Origin of the sequence: Ancylobacter crimeensis, from assembly GCF_023016805.1 — a bacterium.
GTDB classification, from domain to species: Bacteria; Pseudomonadota; Alphaproteobacteria; order Rhizobiales; family Xanthobacteraceae; genus Ancylobacter; species Ancylobacter crimeensis.
Window position 1 is genome coordinate 66,089 of record NZ_JALKCH010000005.1, and the last position, 17,847, is coordinate 83,935.

At 69.4% G+C, this 17,847-nt stretch carries 13 protein-coding genes; 6 read left to right on the forward strand and 7 right to left on the reverse strand.

What is annotated here, in order from left to right; all coding sequences use genetic code 11:
- Positions 1-18: 18 nt before the first annotated feature.
- The 4 genes from MWN34_RS08480 to MWN34_RS08495 are packed head-to-tail and all read left to right on the forward strand — an operon-like array spanning position 19 to position 4,276.
- On the forward strand, positions 19-888 hold the full coding sequence (locus tag MWN34_RS08480; RefSeq protein ID WP_247028476.1) for an ABC transporter permease: 870 nt from the start codon (positions 19-21) through the stop codon (positions 886-888).
- The gene (locus MWN34_RS08485; protein ID WP_247028479.1) at positions 882-1,655 is read left to right on the forward strand and encodes an ABC transporter ATP-binding protein; all 774 of its coding nucleotides are present in this window, start codon (positions 882-884) and stop codon (positions 1,653-1,655) included. The genes MWN34_RS08480 and MWN34_RS08485 overlap by 7 nt, the downstream gene beginning before the upstream one ends.
- Positions 1,656-1,682: 27 nt before the next feature.
- Entirely contained in the window at positions 1,683-2,873 is a 1,191-nt protein-coding gene (gene ssuD, locus MWN34_RS08490) for an FMNH2-dependent alkanesulfonate monooxygenase (RefSeq protein ID WP_247028481.1), read from the forward strand.
- Positions 2,870-4,276, forward strand: coding sequence for an FAD/NAD(P)-binding protein (locus MWN34_RS08495; RefSeq protein WP_247028482.1), 1,407 nt, complete (start codon positions 2,870-2,872; stop codon positions 4,274-4,276). The genes ssuD and MWN34_RS08495 overlap by 4 nt, the downstream gene beginning before the upstream one ends.
- Positions 4,277-4,279: 3 nt before the next feature.
- Here the strand turns inward: MWN34_RS08495 and MWN34_RS08500 are convergent, their stop codons facing one another.
- Positions 4,280-4,729: an RrF2 family transcriptional regulator gene (locus MWN34_RS08500; protein WP_247028484.1), complete on the reverse strand. Its 450-nt coding sequence runs from the start codon at positions 4,727-4,729 to the stop codon at positions 4,280-4,282.
- A 93-nt stretch (positions 4,730-4,822) separates the two neighbouring features.
- Positions 4,823-5,734 (reverse strand): LysR substrate-binding domain-containing protein, encoded by a 912-nt coding sequence (locus MWN34_RS08505; RefSeq protein ID WP_247028486.1) that lies wholly within the window; start codon positions 5,732-5,734, stop codon positions 4,823-4,825.
- Positions 5,735-5,885: 151 nt separating this feature from the next.
- Here MWN34_RS08505 and choX point away from each other — a divergent pair, with 151 nt between their 5' ends.
- Both choX and betC read left to right on the forward strand, forming a co-directional pair.
- The gene (gene choX, locus MWN34_RS08510; RefSeq protein ID WP_425532075.1) at positions 5,886-6,827 is read left to right on the forward strand and encodes a choline ABC transporter substrate-binding protein; all 942 of its coding nucleotides are present in this window, start codon (positions 5,886-5,888) and stop codon (positions 6,825-6,827) included.
- A gap of 600 nt (positions 6,828-7,427) precedes the next feature.
- Positions 7,428-8,954, forward strand: a complete 1,527-nt coding sequence (betC, locus tag MWN34_RS08515; protein ID WP_247028488.1) for a choline-sulfatase — start codon at positions 7,428-7,430, stop codon at positions 8,952-8,954.
- Between the two features lie 7 nt (positions 8,955-8,961).
- Here the strand turns inward: betC and MWN34_RS08520 are convergent, their stop codons facing one another.
- The 5 genes from MWN34_RS08520 to MWN34_RS08540 form a co-directional block, all read right to left on the reverse strand.
- Positions 8,962-11,589, reverse strand: coding sequence for an AAA family ATPase (locus MWN34_RS08520; RefSeq protein ID WP_247028491.1), 2,628 nt, complete (start codon positions 11,587-11,589; stop codon positions 8,962-8,964).
- Entirely contained in the window at positions 11,586-12,710 is a 1,125-nt protein-coding gene (locus MWN34_RS08525) for a metallophosphoesterase family protein (RefSeq protein WP_247028492.1), read from the reverse strand. The genes MWN34_RS08520 and MWN34_RS08525 overlap by 4 nt, the downstream gene beginning before the upstream one ends.
- Before the next feature lie 78 nt (positions 12,711-12,788).
- Positions 12,789-13,901, reverse strand: coding sequence for an ABC transporter permease (locus MWN34_RS08530; protein WP_247028494.1), 1,113 nt, complete (start codon positions 13,899-13,901; stop codon positions 12,789-12,791).
- A gap of 3 nt (positions 13,902-13,904) precedes the next feature.
- Positions 13,905-16,712, reverse strand: a complete 2,808-nt coding sequence (rbbA, locus tag MWN34_RS08535) for a ribosome-associated ATPase/putative transporter RbbA (protein WP_247028496.1) — start codon at positions 16,710-16,712, stop codon at positions 13,905-13,907.
- Positions 16,709-17,776: an HlyD family secretion protein gene (locus tag MWN34_RS08540; protein ID WP_425532083.1), complete on the reverse strand. Its 1,068-nt coding sequence runs from the start codon at positions 17,774-17,776 to the stop codon at positions 16,709-16,711. The genes rbbA and MWN34_RS08540 overlap by 4 nt, the downstream gene beginning before the upstream one ends.
- Positions 17,777-17,847 lie beyond the last annotated feature (71 nt).

A 17,847-nucleotide genomic window follows, 5' to 3' on the forward strand; every position in this document is an offset into this window, starting at 1 on the left:
GGACAGCGGGAGACGGTCATGAGCCATGTGGAAGGCCTGCCCCTGACGCGCGGCGTCCCGCAGCGGGCGGACACGCGCCTGCGCATCCGCCGGCAGGGCCGGTGGCTGCTCGGCCTCCTGGTGCCGGCCGGCGCCGCGCTGGCGTGGGAGCTGGCGGTGCGGGCCGGGCTCGCCAATGGCCGGCTGATGCCGCCGCCCAGCGTGCTCGGCGCCACGCTGCTCGATCTGGCGCAGGGCGGCGATCTCGCTCTTCACATCCGCGCGACGCTGGCGCGCATGGCGGCGGGCTTCGCGCTCGGCGTCCTTGCCGGCACTGCGCTGGGCGTACTGACCGGCACCTTCGCCGGAGTGCGGGCGGCGCTCGACCCGACGCTGCAGGCGTTGCGCGCCATTCCCTCCATCGCCTGGGTGCCGTTGTTCATCCTGTGGTTCGGCATCTTCGAGGCGTCGAAGATCATGCTGATCGCGGTCGGCGTCGCCTTCCCGGTCTATCTCGGCACGCTCGGCGCCATCCGCACGGTGGACCGCCGCATCGTCGAGGTAGGACGCAGCTTCCGGCTCGGCCGGCTGGCGCTCGCCCGCCGCATCCTGTTCCCGGCGGTGCTGCCTCATTACGTCGTGGCGCTGCGCTCCGGCCTCGGGCTCGGCTGGATGTTCGTGGTCGCCGCCGAGTTCATGGGGGCGTCGGAAGGGCTCGGCTATCTGCTGGTCGATGGCCAGCAGCTCGGCAAGCCGGCGCAGATCCTCGCCGCCATTCTCGTCTTCGCGCTGCTTGGCAAGCTCACCGACACGCTGCTGGTCGCGGCCGCCGCGCCGTTCCTGCGCTGGCAGGACGTCGCCCAAGATGTGGTGCCCGGTGAACCGCCGCGGAGGCGTGAGCCATGCTGAGCCTGCGTCATGTCGGAAAGACCTATCCCAATGGCGCGGAGGCGCTGGCCGGCGTCACGCTGGAGGTCGCGCCCGGCGAGATCCTTGCCATCGTCGGCGGCTCGGGCTGCGGCAAGAGCACGCTTCTGCGCCTCGTCGCGGGCCTGGAGGGGGCGAGCGCCGGGCGCATCGCGCTGGACGGCGTGCCGCTCGCCGGGCCGCACCCGGCCATCGGCATCGTGTTCCAGGAGCCACGCCTGCTGCCCTGGCTCACGGTTGCCGGCAATATCGGCTTCGGGCTCACCCACCTCTCCCGACCCGCCCGCGAGGCCCGCATCGCCGCCGCGCTGGCGCGTATCGGCCTGCCCGATTATGGCGGGCGCTGGCCGCGCGAATTGTCCGGCGGACAGGCCCAGCGGGTGGCGCTGGCGCGCGCCCTCGTCGTCGAGCCGCGCGTGCTGCTGCTGGACGAGCCCTTCTCCGCGCTCGACGCCTTCATCCGCGAGGATCTGCAGGGCCATCTCCTGGCGCTGTGGAGCGACACGCGGCCGACCCTCGTGCTGGTGACGCACGACATTGAGGAAGCGCTGGTGCTTGCCGACCGGGTGGTGGTGATGCAGCCGAAACCCGGCCGCATCACGCAGGTGCTGACCATCGACCTGCCGCGCCCGCGCGCCCGCACCGGCGCCGATCTTCTTCACCTCAAGCAGCAGGTGCTCGGCCTTCTGCGCCATGCGCGGCCCGCGGCCGCCAAGGCAAACGCCTACGCGGCGTCGCCCGCAGCCTGACGCCGCAGAAACCTCAAGGACCGCCCAATGCCGCTTTCCGATCCGATCCCGACGCCCACCGACGGTGTCAACGTCCTCTGGTTCCTGCCGACCCACGGCGACGGGCGCTATCTCGGCACAACCGCCGGCGGACGGCAGGTGAGCATCGACTATCTGCGCCAGGTGGCGCAGGCGGCCGACCAGCTCGGCTATTACGGAGTGCTGATTCCCACCGGCAAAAGCTGCGAGGATTCCTGGCTGGTCGCCTCGGCGCTGGCGCCGGCGACGCGCAATCTGCGCTATCTCGTGGCGGTGCGCCCCGGCCTCGCCTCGCCGACGCTTTATGCCCGGATGACGGCGACGCTCGACCGCCTCTCGAGCGGGCGCCTGCTCGTCAACATCGTGACTGGCGGCGACCCGGTGGAGAATGCCGGCGACGGCATCTTCCTCAGCCATGACGCGCGCTATGAGGTCACGGACGAGTTCCTGCAGGTCTATCGCCGGCTGCTGGCGGGCGAGCATGTGAGCTTTGCCGGCAAGCATATCCGGGTGGAGGATGCCCATATCCTGTTCCCGCCGGAGCAGAAGCCCTATCCGCCGCTCTATTTCGGCGGCTCCTCGGCGGCGGCGAACGCGGTCGCGGCGACCCATGTCGACACCTACCTCACCTGGGGCGAGCCGCCCGCGGCGGTGGCCGCCAAGATCGCCGAGGTGCGGGCGCGGGCGGAGGCCGCGGGACGCACGGTGCGCTTCGGCATCCGCCTGCACGTCATCGCCCGCGAGACCACGGCGAAGGCATGGGAGGCGGCGGAGGACCTCATCAGCCATCTCGATGAGGACACCATCGCAGCGGCGCAGAAGGTGTTCGCGCGGCTCGATTCCGTCGGGCAGGCGCGGATGAGCGCGCTCCATGGCGGCCGGCGCGACCGGCTGGAGGTGAGCCCGAATCTATGGGCCGGGGTCGGTTTGGTGCGCGGCGGGGCGGGCACCGCGCTGGTCGGCGACGGCCGCACCGTCGCGGCGCGCATGCAGGAATATGTCGATCTCGGCATCGACAGCTTTATTCTCTCCGGCTACCCGCATCTGGAGGAGGCCTATCGCGTGGCCGAGCTGGTATTGCCGCATCTGAAGCTGAACCACCGCGTCGAAGGCGGCACGCTTTCGGTCAATACCGGGCCGTTCGGCGAGACCATCGCGAATGACCGCCGCCCGCCGGTCCGCGCGGTGGCGCAGTCGTGAGCGAGGGGCCGATCCGCACCCGCGTCGCCATCATCGGCGGGGGCTTCTCGGGGGCCGCTGTCGCCTGGCACCTCATGACGGCGCGGCCCGACCTCGAGCACGTGGTCGTCATCGAACCGCGCGACGAGATCGGACGGGGTGTCGCCTATGGTGCCGTCGATCCGAGCCACCGCATCAACGTGCCGGCGGCGCGCATGACGTTGCGCCCGGAGGAGCCGGAGCATTTCGCGCGATGGCTGGATGCCTCCGGCCTGCTCGATGCCGACCCCGCCGCGCGGATGCCGGACGGGCGGAACTTCCCGGCGCGCCATGTCTTCGGACGCTACGTCGCCGACGAGGTGGCCGCCCTGGGGGCGCGGGTGCTGCATCTGAAGACGACGGCGTGCGAGGTGCAGCGCGGCGCGGGCGGCTATCGCCTGCGCTGTGCCGACGGCTCCCTGGTGGAGACGGAGCTTCTGGTTCTCGCCGTCGCTCATCCTCCGCCGGGCCTGCCGGCGCGGATGGCGGGGCTGGCGGGCGATCCCCGGCTCGTCGCCGATCCGTGGCGGGCCGGCGCACTGGATTCGATCGCACCGGAGGACCGCGTGCTCATCGTCGGCACCGGGCTCACCATGGCCGACATCGTCGCCGGGCTGGACACCCGCGGCCATGAGGGGCCGGTCACCGCCATCTCGCGCCGCGGCCTGCGCTCGCGCGGTCATCCGGCGCGCGCCCATGAGGCGGTCGGCGATTTCGCGGAATCTCCCGCCCGCACGGTGCGCGAACTGGTGCGCCGGGTGCGTGCGGAGATCGAGCGGGCCGACACGGCCGGCATCTCCTGGCACGCGGTGCTCGACGCGGTGCGCCAGCAGGGCGGGGCGATCTGGCAGGCGCTGCCCTTGGGGGAAAAGCGCCGGCTGGTCCGGCATCTGCGCCCGTTCTGGGACGTGCACCGCTTCCGCATCGCCCCGCAGGTCGAGGCGGTGCTCGACCGCCGGCTCGCCGAGTGCACGCTCCACCTCCACCGCGCCGGGCTCGTCGCGGCCGAGGGTCGGCCGGCGGGCATCGCGGTGCGCCTGCGGTTGCGCGACGGGCGCGAAGTGGAACGGATCTTCGATGCGGTGGTGCTCGCCACCGGGCCGGCCCATGGACGGCTGTTCGACGACGATCCGCTCCTGTCCGCCCTGAAGGCGCGCGGGCTGGCGGGGCCCGATCCGGTCGGGCTCGGCATCGCGGTGGATGGCGCGGGCCGCGCGCTGGGTGCCGACGGCACCGCAGCGCCAGACCTTTTCGTCGCCGGCCCGCTGGCACGCGGCACCTTCGGTGAGCTGATGGGATTGCCCGAGGTCACCCGCCATGCGGTGCGGGTGGCGGAAGGGCTGGCGGCAGCGCTGCCGCGGCGGGCGGCAAGCGCGGCGGAATGAGCGTCAGATATGATACATCAGGTCGGGATGGGCGGTCTTGCCGAAGGCGACCATCTCCTCCAGCGTCATGCGGTCGAGGATGTCGGAGATGGCGTCGCGCACCTTGGCCATGGTGATGCGGACCTCGCAGCTCGGCAGGTCGCGGCAATCCTCGCAGGGCACGAAGGCGCTCTTGCTGGCGCACTGGATGGGCGCCAGCGGACCATCCAGCGCGCGGATGATGTGGCCGACGCGGATGTTCTTCGGCGATTGCGAGAGCGCATAGCCCCCGCCGGGACCCTTTTTGGTGCGCACCATGCCGGCATTGCGCAGTTCGAGCAGGATGGCGTCGAGGAACTTCTTCGGGATGTTGTTGGCCGCGGCGATCTCGGCGCCCATGGCGATCTGCCCGGCCTCAAGCGCGGCGAGGTGGATCATCGCCTTGAGGCCGTATTTGCCCTTGTTGGTCAGCATGCGCGTTCCGTCATCTCGCAGAAACTCTTTCGAAGCAGCCGAAGCCGGCACGTCTCGTGCCATCCGCCTCGCCGAATGTCGAGCGCGGTCCGGTCACGGCGCCGCCTCCCGCTCGCGCGCGACTTCGGCGATGATCCAGTCGATCAGGTCGCGGGCCGGTTCGGTGAGGTCCGGGCCCGGCAGCAGCCAGTAGCCGTGCTCGGAACGCTCCAGCGGCGCGCCGATGGCGACCAGAGTGCCGTCCTTGAGGGCGGAATCGATGAGGCCCGACCAACCCAGCGCCACGCCCTGCTCGGCGATCGCCGCCTGCACCACCATGCCGTAGGTGTTGAGGCCGAGGTCGCCGCTGTGGGGCTGGCGGGCCGTTCCCTGCGCCGCGAACCAGTCGCGCCAGCCGAACCAGCGCGGGCGGGGCGTGCTTTCAAGATGCAGCAGCGCCATGGCCCCGATCCGTTCCGGATGCTCGGCCAGCCCGTGGCGGGCGGCGAAGCCCGGCCCGCACACCGGCACCACCCGCTCCTCGAAAAGCTGCACCGCCTCGACCGGAAAGTCGCCCCGCGCGCCGAACAGCACCGCGACGTCGCCGGCATCGTCGATGCCGGGATCGGCGCTCGCGGAGGCGATGATGTGCACCTGCGCATCCGGGTGGACCCGCCGGAACCGTGCGACCCGCGGCATCATCCAGAACGAGGCGAAGCCGTAGTCGGTGAAGAGCCGCACCACCTTCTGCCGGCCCATGCGGCGGATGGTGCGGGTGCTGTCGTCTATGCCGGCCTGGGCGGTGGCGGCCGCCCGGTGCAGCACCCGCCCTGCGGCGGAGAGCGTGCTGCCCCTCGGCCCGCGGGCGAGGAGCGTGGTGCCGAGCTGGTCCTCGAGCTGGCGGATGGTGTAGCTGACCGCTGGCTGCGAGAGGCCGAGCTCGTGGGCGGCGGCGGTCAGGCTGCCGAGCCGGCCCACCGCCTCCAGCACGCGAATCCAGCCAAGATCGAGCGGGCGTTCAGCCATAAAGAATCTTGTGGTCAGATATCGAAAAGAGGCAGCTTCACAACATCACCCATCTAACGGTCTGATACCCGCCAATGCAAGGCGGGGGACAGACCGGAAACCGGCAACCCCCTTGCGGGGTCCCGCCACTCCCTTCCCAGAGGTTCCACCGATGATGCGTTCCCTTTTCGCCGCCGCGGCCGTGATCGCCGGGCTGGCCCTTGCTCCCGCCGTCGCGGCCGATGCCCCCACCTGCAAGATCATCCGCATGTCGGATCCCGGCTGGACCGACATCACCTCCACCAACGCGCTGGCCGGCGTGGTGCTCGCCGGCCTCGGCTACACCCAGGACGTGAAGACCCTGTCGGTACCGATCGGCTATGAGTCGATGAAGAACAAGCAGGTCGATGTCTTCCTCGGCAACTGGATGCCGGCGCAGCAGAAGTTCATCGACGCGCTGAACGAGGCCAAGGCGATCGAGGTGCTGAACACCAACCTCACCGGCGCCAAGTTCACCCTCGCGGTGCCGAGCTACGTCGCCGCCGAGGGGGTGAAGGACTTCAAGGACCTCGCCGCCCATGCCGACAGGTTCGGCAGCCAGATCTACGGCATTGAGCCCGGCGCGCCGGCCAATGCCAACATCCAGAAGATGATCGACGCCGATGATTTCGGCCTGAAGGGCTGGAAGGTGGTGGAATCCGGCGAGCAGGCCATGCTCGCGCAGGTGAAGCGCCAGCAGGGCAGCAAGGGCTGGATCGTGTTCCTCGCCTGGGCCCCGCACCCGATGAACAACGCCTTCGACCTCACCTATCTGTCGGGCGGCGACGCCTATTTCGGCAAGAACTACGGCGGCGCCGACGTGCGCACGCTGGCGCGCACCGGCTGGCCGGCGGACTGCCCCAATGCGGCGACCTTCTTCAAGCAGCTCACCTTCGACCTGCCGATGGAGAACGCCATGATGGGCAAGATCCTCGATGACGGACAGGAGCCGAAGGCCGCCGCCAAGGCGTGGCTGAAGGCCAACCCCGCCGTGCTCGACGGCTGGCTGAAGGGCGTCACCACCTTCGACGGCAAGCCGGGCCTTCCGGCCGTGAAGGCCGAACTGGGGCTGTGAGGCCAGGGAGCAGGGGCGCCGCGCGGCGGCAGGCGATGGAGGGCGGCGCCGCGTGAGGCCGCCCTATCGCCGGCCAACCCCCCGACCCGCCGTCATCCCCGGGCCCGGCCCGGGGACCAAGTCCGGGCTGGGCACGTTCCCGGCCGGACGGCATGGACGGCCGGGTCATGATGGCTCGTCCTTCCCGGCTGTCATTTCGGCTCCCATCACGACCGGAGGCGCAGCCTGAAGGTGGGGATTGTTCCCCCGGCAGAGCCCCCACGATGCCGGATAAGGCTGCGGCCTTTCCGGGGCGACTTCGGGCAGGAGGGCAAGGCGGCGCTTCAACCGTGCCGCGCCGCAACGAACCGGTCCGCTCGCACACCGTCATCCCCGGCGCGGCCCGGGGATCCACATCTTGGCCGGCACCGTTCCCGGCCGGACGGCGTGGATGTCCGGGCCAAGCCCGCCATGACGGCATTCACTTTCCGGTCGTGATCCCGCCGGAGGCGAAGCTGTTGAGGCGGGATCGTTGCCCGGCCCGGCCGGACCTGCGGCTCGGTGCTGCCCGATCCCTGAACCATCCATCCCAACGCCCATCCGACAAGCGTGAACCAGCCCATGACCGCGACGCCCGCCCGCCCGAACATCCTGATCCTGATGGTCGATCAGCTCAACGGGACCCTGTTCCCGGACGGGCCGGCGGATTTCCTGCATGCGCCGAACCTGAAGGCGCTGGCGGCGCGCTCGGCACGCTTCGCCAACAGCTACACGGCGAGCCCGCTCTGCGCGCCGGCGCGGGCCTCCTTCATGTCCGGGCAATTGCCGCGCCGCACCCGGGTCTATGACAATGCCGCCGAGTTCACTTCGGACATCCCGACCTATGCGCACCATCTGCGCCGCGCCGGCTATCACACCGCGCTGTCCGGCAAGATGCACTTCGTCGGGCCGGACCAGCTCCACGGTTTCGAGGAGCGCCTCACCACCGATATCTACCCCGCCGATTTCGGCTGGACCCCGGACTACACCAAGCCCGGCGAGCGGATCGACTGGTGGTATCACAATCTCGGCTCGGTGACCGGGGCCGGCGTTGCCGAGATCACCAACCAGCTCGAATATGATGACGAGGTCGCCTATCACGCCGCGCGCAAGCTCTACGACCTCTCCCGCCGGCAGGACGAGCGCCCCTGGTGCCTGACGGTGAGCTTCACCCACCCGCACGACCCCTATGTGGCGCGCCGCCGGTTCTGGGACCTCTATGAGGATTGCCCGGCCCTCGATCCGGTGGTGCCGCCCATCCCCTTCGCGCGGCAGGATCCGCATTCCCAGCGCCTGATGCTGGCGAGCGACCACGACAAGAGCGTGGTGACGCCCGAGGATGTGCGCCGCTCGCGCCGGGCCTATTTCGCCAACATCTCCTATGTCGACGAGAAGATCGGCGAACTGCTCGACGTGCTGGAGCGCGGGCGGATGGCGCAGGACACCATCGTGGTGTTCGTCTCCGACCATGGCGACATGCTCGGCGAGCGCGGGCTCTGGTTCAAGATGAACTTCTTCGAGGGCTCGGCCCGCGTGCCGCTGATGATCAGCGCTCCCGGCCTGCCGGCGGGCCGGATCGACATGCCGGCCTCTACGCTCGACGTGCTGCCGACGCTGGCCGACCTCGCGAGCCTCGACCTGTCCGGCGTCATGCCGTGGACCGATGGAGAGAGCCTCGTCCCGCTGGCGCGGGGAACCGGCGGACGCGGCCCGGTGCCGATGGAATATGCCGCCGAGGGCTCCTACGCCCCGCTGGTGGCATTGCGCGAGGGCCCGTGGAAGCTGGTGCTGTGCGAGCTCGATCCGCCGGTGCTGACCAACCTCGACGAGGATCCCCACGAGCGCGTCAACCGCGCCGCCGATCCCGCCTGCGCACCGGTGCTGGTGCGGATGACCGAGGCGATGAATGCGCGCTGGGACCTCTCCCGCTTCGACGCCGAGGTGCGGGCCAGCCAGGCCCGTCGCCACGTGGTCTATGAGGCGCTGCGCAACGGGGCCTATTATCCGTGGGACTTCCAGCCGCTGCAGAAGGCCTCGGAGCGCTACATGCGCAACCACATGGACCTGAACATCCTGGAGGATTCGCAGCGTTACCCGCGCGGGGAGTGAGCGGCGTTCAGCCGGGCGTCCAGTCGGTGAGCGTCAGCGCGGTGCCGCCGAGCCGGGCGAAGGCACGCTGGCGGCAGGAGAACACGATGATCTGCTGCTCGCGGGACTGCCGGTGCAGGGCATCGAACATCTTCTCGATGCGGTCATCGTCGGAATAGACGAGGGCATCGTCGAGGATGACCGGCGCCGGCCGCCCGTCCTTCGCCAGCAGTCGGGCGAAGGCGAGGCGGGTGAGCACGGCGAGCTGCTCGCGCATGCCGCCGCTGAGGCGTTCCACCTCCTCGACCTGCCCGTTGCGCTGCACGGTGCGCGGCAGCAGCGTGTCGTCGTCGAACGCCACGGTGGCATCGTCGAACATGGACTGCAGCAGCGGCCGCAATTCGCGCATCACCGGCTCGAAATAATGCTCGCGTGCGGCGGTGCGGGCAGCGGCGAGGGTGTCGCGCAGCCGGGTGAGCACCGCCACCTCGCGCTCGAGGCGGGCGAGCGTGGCCTGTGCCTGCGACAGCGCCTCGGCCGCCTCCCGCCAGTCCTCCTCCACCGCGTCGGTGGAGCGGGTGTGGATCCGGCCATTGAGGTCGGCAAGCTGCTCGCGCAGCCGCCCGGTCTCCGCCACCGCGGCGGCGAGGGCGGAACGGCGGCGGGCGAGGCTCGCCTCGGCGGCTTCCGGGTCGGGGGCGGAAGCCCTCAGCACGGCGACGGCCTGACCGGACTCACTGTTCGCCACACTGCACTGACTGACCTCCCGCACCAGCCCCGCCTCGCGCTCCGCCCGGTCGGCCTCCGGCCCGAGCCGGAGGTCCAGCCCCTCGCGCTCCGCCGAGAGGGCGGCAAGGGCCTTTTCCGCTGCGACGAGCGCCGCATCCGCCGCATCCCGCGCCGGCTGCAGGGTGCGGCGTGCATTGCGGCTTTCGGTGACCGCGCGGGTCGCCGCGGCAAAGGAGAGGCGGGCGGCGGGAAGATCGCCGGCGGGGGCGTCATCAGGGAACGAGGCGACCTCGGTGCCGAGCCGCTCCGCCTCGCCGCGCATGGCGCCAAGCCCCTGTGGCGCCAGAAGAATCAGGCGCTGTCGGGCTAACTCCGCCTCGCTTTGCAGGGCCTGCGCCTCGATCTGGCGACGGCGCGCCCCTGCAAGGTTTTCGACCCCCAGCGCCGCCAGAATCCCCTGCCGACGCTCCAGCGCCGGGCCCAGCGCCTCGGCCGCGGAGCGGTGTCGCGGCGTGACCGAAAGACGGCCGATGCCCGGGAGGGTCAGCACGGCAGGGCCGGCGACCGGATGTTCCTCGCCATCGGCCAGCGCGGAACCGTCGAGGGTGACCGCCGGCGCATCGGGCTCGTAGTCGATGCGAAGCACAGGCGCCTGCGCCGTCTCGGCTGCGCGAAGCCCGACGATCTCCGTCTCGATGCGCTCCAGAGCTTCGATCCGTCCGTCGGGCATCTCCCGGTCGCGACGTTTTTCCTCCAGTATTTCCAATGTCTTGTGCGCTTCGTCTGCCTGTTCAAGGGTCGAGGTGACGAGCGCGAGCCGTCGCGCGGCCTCGCGTGCATGTTCACCGCGCTCCAGTCGCGACAGGGCCTCGCGCGCCATGCTTTCCGCCTGCTCGGCCTCCTCGACCTGCCGTGCCGTCGTCTCAACCTCGGCAAATACCTGAAGCTGCCGCTCCAGCGCCTGATCGCGGCGGCGCAGCGCCTCGGCCTGTCGCACGCGGGTAACGCCGAGGTGACTCAATATTTCGCGGAAACCCTCGAGCGCCGTCCGCGCCCGCTCGAAACGGCCTTGAGCGATGCTGGCCGCCGTCTCGGCGCGCTGCAGAGCCTCGCCATGGCTGCGGGCGGCCGCGAGCGCCTGCTCCGCCTCATCGAGCGCGCGGCGACGGGCGGCATCCTCGTCGGCGTCCTCCAGCTCGGCAAGACGCGCGCGGGCCCGGCGCCGGGCGTCCAGCGCGTCCTGCAGGTCGCGCACGTCGCGTGCCAGGCGCTGCTCAACATCCTGAAGACGCTCGCATTCTTTCCTTGCTTCGGCCAGCGGCCCGCCCGCCTTGTCGCGCCCGGTGGCGGTCACATAGCGGGCGAGATCCTCCTCGCAGGCGGCCTGGACATCCGCCATGCGGCGCCCGCCGGTAAGCGCCTCGACCTCGCCGCGCACCGAGGACAGCACGCTCTCGCGCGCCCGCTTCTCGCCTTCCTCGTCGCCCTTCGCCCGCGGCTCGATGCCGGTGATGCCCTGTCGAACCCAGAGCAGCCCGGCCGGCCCTCCCATGCCGCCATGCACCAGCTCGGCGAGAATGCGCTCCGCTTCATCGGCCTGCGCGAGCAGACGGCCGGTGTCGAGATCGGTGACGCTGGCGCGGCGGCCGCCGAAGAACTGCTTGGCGATGCGCAGCCGGCCGCGCCCGGTCACGATGTCGGCCTCGATCAACGGATTGCCGCCGCTATAGGGGCGCAGGGCGGTGACGGCCTGCTTGGTGCTGCCATGGGGCAGGAAGAACAGCGCATGCAATGCATCGAAACAGGTCGACTTGCCGAATTCATTGGCCGCGCACAGCACGTTGACGCCGTCGCCGATATTCTCGATCGCGACCCCGCGGCCGGCGAAGCGGCGGACATTGTGAAGACGCAGGGCCCGGAGCTTCATGCCGTCTCGATCGCCTGACAATAGGTGAACAGCCGCACCAGCGCTTCGCGGGCGATGTCGCGATCGGCGGCGGGAGCGGCGCCGTCCTCGCCGGCGGTCCGCAGATCCTCCGCCGCCTGCCGGAGCGCACCGGCACGGTCGATCAGGTCGAGATCGGTGGTCTCGCACAGGGTGACGAGCCCGGAAGCCTCCATCTCCGCATGGGCGAAGTGCGGGGCGAGGGTGTCGAAGATCGCGGAAAGCTCGGTGCGCGCCGCGATGCGGGCCCGGCCGCCCACCATCAGCCGCAGCAGGATATCGCGGCGCCCGGAGGCCGGGAGCACCGAGCCGAGCGCATCCGCCATCACCTCGTCGCCAAGAAGGGCAAGCTCGCGGGTCGTCCAGAGGAAACGGCCGGTTTCCACCGGCGTCACCTCGGGTTGCGCGCCCGGTCCGGCGATGGAAACCAGCAGCGCATGGCCGGCGCGGTCGTGCTTGAAGCGATCCGGCTCCGGCGTGCCGCTGTACCAGGCCCGCGGACCGATGCGGACCTGGCCGTGCCAGTCGCCGAGCGCGAGATAATCCAGCCCGGCGCGTTCCGGCCGGTCGGGAGCGATGATGTCGGTACCGGCGCCGTCCTCGGAGAAGTCCTGCACCGGGCCATGGGCGAGACCGATGCGGAGCATTCCCTCGGGCGTCGCCGCCGTGCCCATCCATTCGGTGAGGTCCCGGCCCGGTCGCCGGGTGGTGCAGGGCGCAGGCAGCAGCACGACGTTCGGGGTGAGTGCTATGGGTTCCGGCGTCGCGGCTAGCCGGACATTGGGCGGCAGTGCGCCGCGTGCCGCCGCCCATAGCTCATCCGCGAGCAGGGAATCGTGGTTGCCGGGCAGGATGATCCAGACGAGATCGGGATGGTCCGCCATGGCGGCGAGCGCCTGATGAAGCATGGCGGGCGTCGGCGTTTCGGTGTCGAAGGTGTCTCCGGCCAACAGGACCGCCGAGACCCCGCCCTGTCGCGCCGCGTCGGCGAGGCGCGCGAGTGCGCCGTGACGGGCTTCGCGCAGGCGGCCCCTTATGTCGTCGGGCAGATGGCCGAAGCGCTTGCCGATATGCAGGTCGGAACTGTGAAGCAGGCGAAACATGCAGACATGACGATTCGGTAGGTCTCGATCCGCGCAGCATTGCGGCACGGAGCATCGCTGTCGAGGGGACATGCCTCGTCAGCGCAAAAACTGTCGGAAGCGTCGCAGCGCGAGGATGAACAACGCGCCGCCGATGCCGATCAGCGCGAGGAATTGCGGCCACACCACCGAGATGCCGGCGCCGCGGAACAGGATGGACTGGGCCAGGATCACGAAATGGGTGTTCGGCGCCAGCAGCATGATGTCCTGGATGATCTGCGGCATGCTCTCGCGCGGTGTGGTGCCGCCGGACAGCACCTGCAGCGGCAGCAGGATGAGCACCAGCAGCAGCCCGAATTGCGGCATGGTGCCGGCGACCGTGGCCAGCAGGATCCCCATGGACGTGGTCGCGAAGAGCTGGAGAGCGGTGCCCACCAGGAACAGGGCGACCGAGCCGTTGAGGGGCACTTTCAGGGCCCCCTGGACGATGACGATGAGCGAAACCGCGGTTGCCACCAGAACCACCAGACCCATCGACCAGATCTTGCTCAGCATGATCTCGGTGGGCGTCACCGGCATCACCAGCAGGTGCTCGATCGTGCCGTGCTCGCGCTCGCGGATCAGCGCGGCGCCGGTCAGGATGATCGACAGCATCGTGATCGAGGAGATGACATTCGTCACCGAGCCGAACCAGCCCTTGTCGAGCTGCGGATTGAAGCGTGCGCGAAGAGCGAGGTCCACGGGGACGGTCGTGGCGCGTCGCTCCCGTTCGAGAAACTCGCTCACCTCGCCGGAGACAATGGACTGGATATAGCTGCCGCCGGTGAAGGCCTGCGACATGCGGGTGGCATCGACATTGAGCTGGATGCTCGGCGAGCGGCCCGCCAGCAGGTCGCGCTGGAAATTCGGCGGGATGTCGAGGGCGAAGGTGTCCTGCCCGGCGTCCATGCGCCGGTCCATCTCATGGGATGAGATCAGCTTCGGCACGGTGAAATAGGGTGGATAGAACGCCGTGATGATGCGCGACGACACCGGCGACTGGTCCTCGTCCACGATCGCGATGGCGGCGCGGTTCAGCGTCTCCGGCATGGCGGTGGATGCTGTGTAGATCGAGACGGTGAAGGAATAAACGATCAGCACCATCAGCATCGGGTCGCGGCCGAGGCCGCGCAGTTCCTTGATGCCGAGCTGGAAGATGTTGGCGAGGCGCATGGATCAGCTCGCCTGCTTGCGCAGCAGCGCCGCACCGAGGCCGAGAAAGATCGGCCCCGCCAGCAGCAGCGGCAGGAAGGAATCCCGCAGCTCCGCAAAGCCCAGCCCCTTGGAGAAGGTGCCGCGTGCGATGGTGATGAAATAGGTGGTCGGATAGATGTGCCCGATAAAGGCGCCGGCCCCCTGCAACGAGGAAACCGGGTCGATCATCCCGGAATACTGCACGGCGGGAATAAGGGTGATGAGTGCTGTGCCGAAGATGGCGGCGATCTGGCTGTTCATGAAGCTGGAGATCAGCAACCCGAGCGCCGTGGCCGAGAAAACATAGAGCAGCGCGGCAAGGCTCAGCGTTGGCAGGCTGCCGGTGAAGGGCACCTTGAAGGCGAACACTGCGAAGGCCGTCAGCATGATGAAGTTCAGGAAGGCCAGCACGACATAGGGCAATTGCTTGCCCAGCAGGAATTCGAAGCGCGTGACCGGGGTCACGTAGAAATTGATGATGGAGCCCAGCTCCTTCTCGCGCACCACGCTGAGAACCGCCAGCATGGCCGGAATCATCATCAGGAGCAGCGGCATCACCGCGGGCGCGATTGCGATCAGGCTTTCGACGCCGGGGTTGTAGCGGTAGCGGATCGCGATCTGGAAGTCGCCGATGGTCGCGGCATTCCCGTAGAGTTCGCGCGCCTTCTGGGTGAGCCAGGTCTGGTGCATGCCCTGGACATAGCCACGCACCGTCTCGGCCCGGTTGGGCATGGACCCGTCGATCCAAGCGCCGATCTGCACCGTCGTGTGGCCGCGCTCCACGTCCCGGCCGAAGCCGGGAGGGATCTCGATGGCGAGAGTGATCTCGCCGCTGCCCATGCGGCGATCCAGATCGGCGTAATCGGTGATCGGCGCCTTCTCGGTGAAGTAGCGCGAACCGGCGATCTGCTGGATGTAATCGCGGCTGATGGTGGTGTCGTCGCGGTCCAGCACGGCGAAGGACAGGTTCTGCACGTCCATGTTGATGCCGTAGCCGATGACGAACATCAGGATGACGCTGCCGAGGATGGCGAGCGTGGCGCGGATCGGATCGCGGGCCAGTTCCAAAGCCTCGCGCCGGGAATAGGCGAGGAGGCGACGCAGATCGAAGCTGCGATCCCGGGCCGCGACATGACCGGCGGGGGCCGGAAGGGCGGGCGCAGGAACCGGGCCTGTCGCCGCCGCCGTCTTTGCGCCGATGGCGTCTTCGAGATAGGCGATGAAGGCGTCTTCCAGCGTCTTTGCCCCGCGTTTTTCGACGATCGCGGCCGGCGTGTCGCTCACCAGCACCTTGCCCGCATGCATCAGCGAGATGCGGTCGCAGAGTTCAGCCTCGTTCATGAAGTGGGTGGAGACGAAGATGGTGACGTTGTCCTTGCGCGAGAGGTCGGACAGGATCTGCCAGAAGGCATCGCGCGCCACGGGGTCGACGCCGGAGGTTGGCTCGTCGAGGATGAGGATGTCGGGCGCATGGATCATCGCCACGGCGAGGGACAGGCGCTGGCGCACGCCGAGCGGCAGCGCGTCCGGCAGGGTTTCCATGATGTCGGTGAGGCCAAAGTGCGTGGCCATCTCCTCGATGCGGGCCGGTATTTTCTCCGGATCGAGCCGGAACAGGCGGGCGTGCAGATCGAGATTCTGCCGCACCGTCAATTCGCTGTAGAGCGAGAAGGCCTGGCTCATATAGCCCACGCGCCGGCGTACCTCTATGTCTTTGGGATCGACCTCGTGGCCGAACAGCCGCGCCGTGCCCTCGCTGGCCGGCAGAAGGCCGGTGAGCATCTTCATGGTGGTGGTCTTGCCGCAGCCGTTCGAGCCGAGAAAGCCGAAGATCTCGCCGCGCGGGATGCGGAAGCTCACATCGTCGACCGCAGTGAAGCTGCCGAACCGCATGGTGAGATGCTCGGCCTCGATCGCGATGTCGCTATCCCGTCCCGGCTGGCGCGCCGGGATATCCACCTTCTTGTAATCGCGACGTTTTTCTTCTGGCAGCAGGGCGACGAAGGCGGCATCGAGGTTGTTCGTGCCGGTGCGCTGGAGCAGTTCGTCGGGGGTTCCCGTGGCTAGAATCGCGCCGTCATCCATCGCGACCAGCCAGTCGAAGCCCTGCGCTTCCTCCATATAGGCGGTGGCGACGATCACGCTCATGCCCGGCCGGTCGCGCCTTATATCGGCGATGAGCTGCCAGAACTGGCGGCGGGACAGGGGGTCGACGCCGGTGGTGGGTTCGTCGAGGATCAGTAGGTCGGGATCGTGGATCAGCGCGCAGCACAGGCCGAGCTTCTGCTTCATGCCGCCGGACAACTTGCCGGCCGGGCGGTCCGGGAAGGGGTCGAGCCCGGTGCCGCGCAGCAATTCGCCGATGCGGCGCTCGCGCTCGGCCTTGTCCTGCCCGAACAGGCGGCCGAAGAAATCGACGTTTTCATAGACGGACAGCGTCGGATAGAGGTTCTTGCCGAGGCCCTGCGGCATGTAGGCGATGCGCGGGCAGGTGCGGCGGCGGTGGCCGGAATCGGTCATGTCGCCGCCCAGCACCTCGACGCGGCCCTGCTGCACCGCATGGGCCCCGGAGACGAGCGAGAGAAGGCTCGACTTGCCCACGCCGTCCGGTCCGATGAGTCCGATCATGCGACCGGTGGGGACAGTGAGGGTAACCTCGCGCACCGCACGGGTCGCGCCATAGGAGAGGCCGACCTTTTCCAGCCGCACAACCGCGTCGGCGGTCTTCTTGCCGGCCTCCTCCGTGCCGGCGGCGGCGTCCTCCTTGCCGGGAGGCGCGGGCGGGGTCATTGCACGAGGTTCCGGCTGAGATTGGCCGGCCACTCGACCGCCGGGTCGACGCGGACATAGGCCATGCCGGGCAGGCCGGTCTTCACCTGCTGGATGTGCTTGCGCAGCAGCTCCGGGGAGATCCGCGCCTTGATGCGGAACATGAGCTTCTGGCGCTCCTCCTCGGTCTCCACCGTCTTGGGCGTGAACTGGGCGACGTCGGCGACGAAGCTCACCTTGGCCGGCACCACATATTGGGGGATCGCGTCGAGCACGAGCCTCACCTCGGTGCCGAGCGCGACCCGCCCGGCCTGGGCGGTGGGCAGGAAGAAGGTCATGTAGACATCGCCGAGATCGACGAGGTTCAGCACCCGGCCGCCGGCCGAGAGCACCTCGCCCGGCTGGGCGACGCGGTACTGCACGCGCCCGTCGCGCGGCGAGGCAAGGGTGCTGTCGTCGATGTCGGCATTGATGCTGGCGATGCTGGCCTTGGCCGCATCCACTGCCGCCCCGGCGTCGATCACCTGCGCCTTCGCTGCGTTCACCGCGGCATCCGAGGCCGCGAGCTGGGCCTGCGCGGCGGCGACGGCGGCCGTCGCGCCCTGCTGGCTGGCCTTGTCGTCGTCCAGCGTCTGCTGCGAGACCGAATTGGTCTGGACGAGCTGCGAGGAGCGGGCGAGGCGCTTGTCGGCGGCATCGAGCTCGGCCTGCCGCTGGGCGATGGTCGCCTGCGCCGCCTTGCGCTCGGCTTCGCGCTGGGCAACGAGGCTCTCCGCGGTGTCGATGCCGATCTCCGCGCGCCGGAGCTGGGCTTCCGCCTGCCGGCGCTGGGCCTCGAGCTGCACCGTGTCCATCCGGGCGAGCACCTGCCCGGCGGTGACGAAGTCGCCTTCATCGACAAGGATCTCACGGATGCGGCCGGGGGTCTTGGTCGAGATGTCGATCTCGGTGGCTTCGATGCGCCCATTGCCGGCGGCGATGCCGGCGGGAAGACCCGATCCCTGATAGACCCGCCAGCCATACCACGCGCCACCTGCGAGCAGGATGACCAGAACCGCGAGAATCCAACCCTTTGCCGACTTCATCATCCAGCGATCCACGATCTCGACGGGCATATGGTCCGGCATCTCGGCCGGTCCGGCTGGAGGCTGCCAGC

What these genes read in the sequence shown, in the direction of transcription:
- MWN34_RS08480 (WP_247028476.1), top strand. Translation starts at nt 19, where the DNA reads ATGAGCCATGTGGAAGGCCTGCCCCTGACGCGCGGCGTCCCGCAGCGG.
- MWN34_RS08485 (WP_247028479.1), top strand. Translation starts at nt 882, where the DNA reads ATGCTGAGCCTGCGTCATGTCGGAAAGACCTATCCCAATGGCGCGGAG.
- ssuD (WP_247028481.1), top strand. Translation starts at nt 1,683, where the DNA reads ATGCCGCTTTCCGATCCGATCCCGACGCCCACCGACGGTGTCAACGTC.
- MWN34_RS08500 (WP_247028484.1), bottom strand. Translation starts at nt 4,729, where the DNA reads ATGCTGACCAACAAGGGCAAATACGGCCTCAAGGCGATGATCCACCTC.
- MWN34_RS08505 (WP_247028486.1), bottom strand. Translation starts at nt 5,734, where the DNA reads ATGGCTGAACGCCCGCTCGATCTTGGCTGGATTCGCGTGCTGGAGGCG.
- choX (WP_425532075.1), top strand. Translation starts at nt 5,886, where the DNA reads ATGATGCGTTCCCTTTTCGCCGCCGCGGCCGTGATCGCCGGGCTGGCC.
- betC (WP_247028488.1), top strand. Translation starts at nt 7,428, where the DNA reads ATGACCGCGACGCCCGCCCGCCCGAACATCCTGATCCTGATGGTCGAT.
- MWN34_RS08520 (WP_247028491.1), bottom strand. Translation starts at nt 11,589, where the DNA reads ATGAAGCTCCGGGCCCTGCGTCTTCACAATGTCCGCCGCTTCGCCGGC.
- MWN34_RS08525 (WP_247028492.1), bottom strand. Translation starts at nt 12,710, where the DNA reads ATGTTTCGCCTGCTTCACAGTTCCGACCTGCATATCGGCAAGCGCTTC.
- MWN34_RS08530 (WP_247028494.1), bottom strand. Translation starts at nt 13,901, where the DNA reads ATGCGCCTCGCCAACATCTTCCAGCTCGGCATCAAGGAACTGCGCGGC.
- rbbA (WP_247028496.1), bottom strand. Translation starts at nt 16,712, where the DNA reads ATGACCCCGCCCGCGCCTCCCGGCAAGGAGGACGCCGCCGCCGGCACG.
- MWN34_RS08540 (WP_425532083.1), bottom strand. Translation starts at nt 17,776, where the DNA reads ATGAAGTCGGCAAAGGGTTGGATTCTCGCGGTTCTGGTCATCCTGCTC.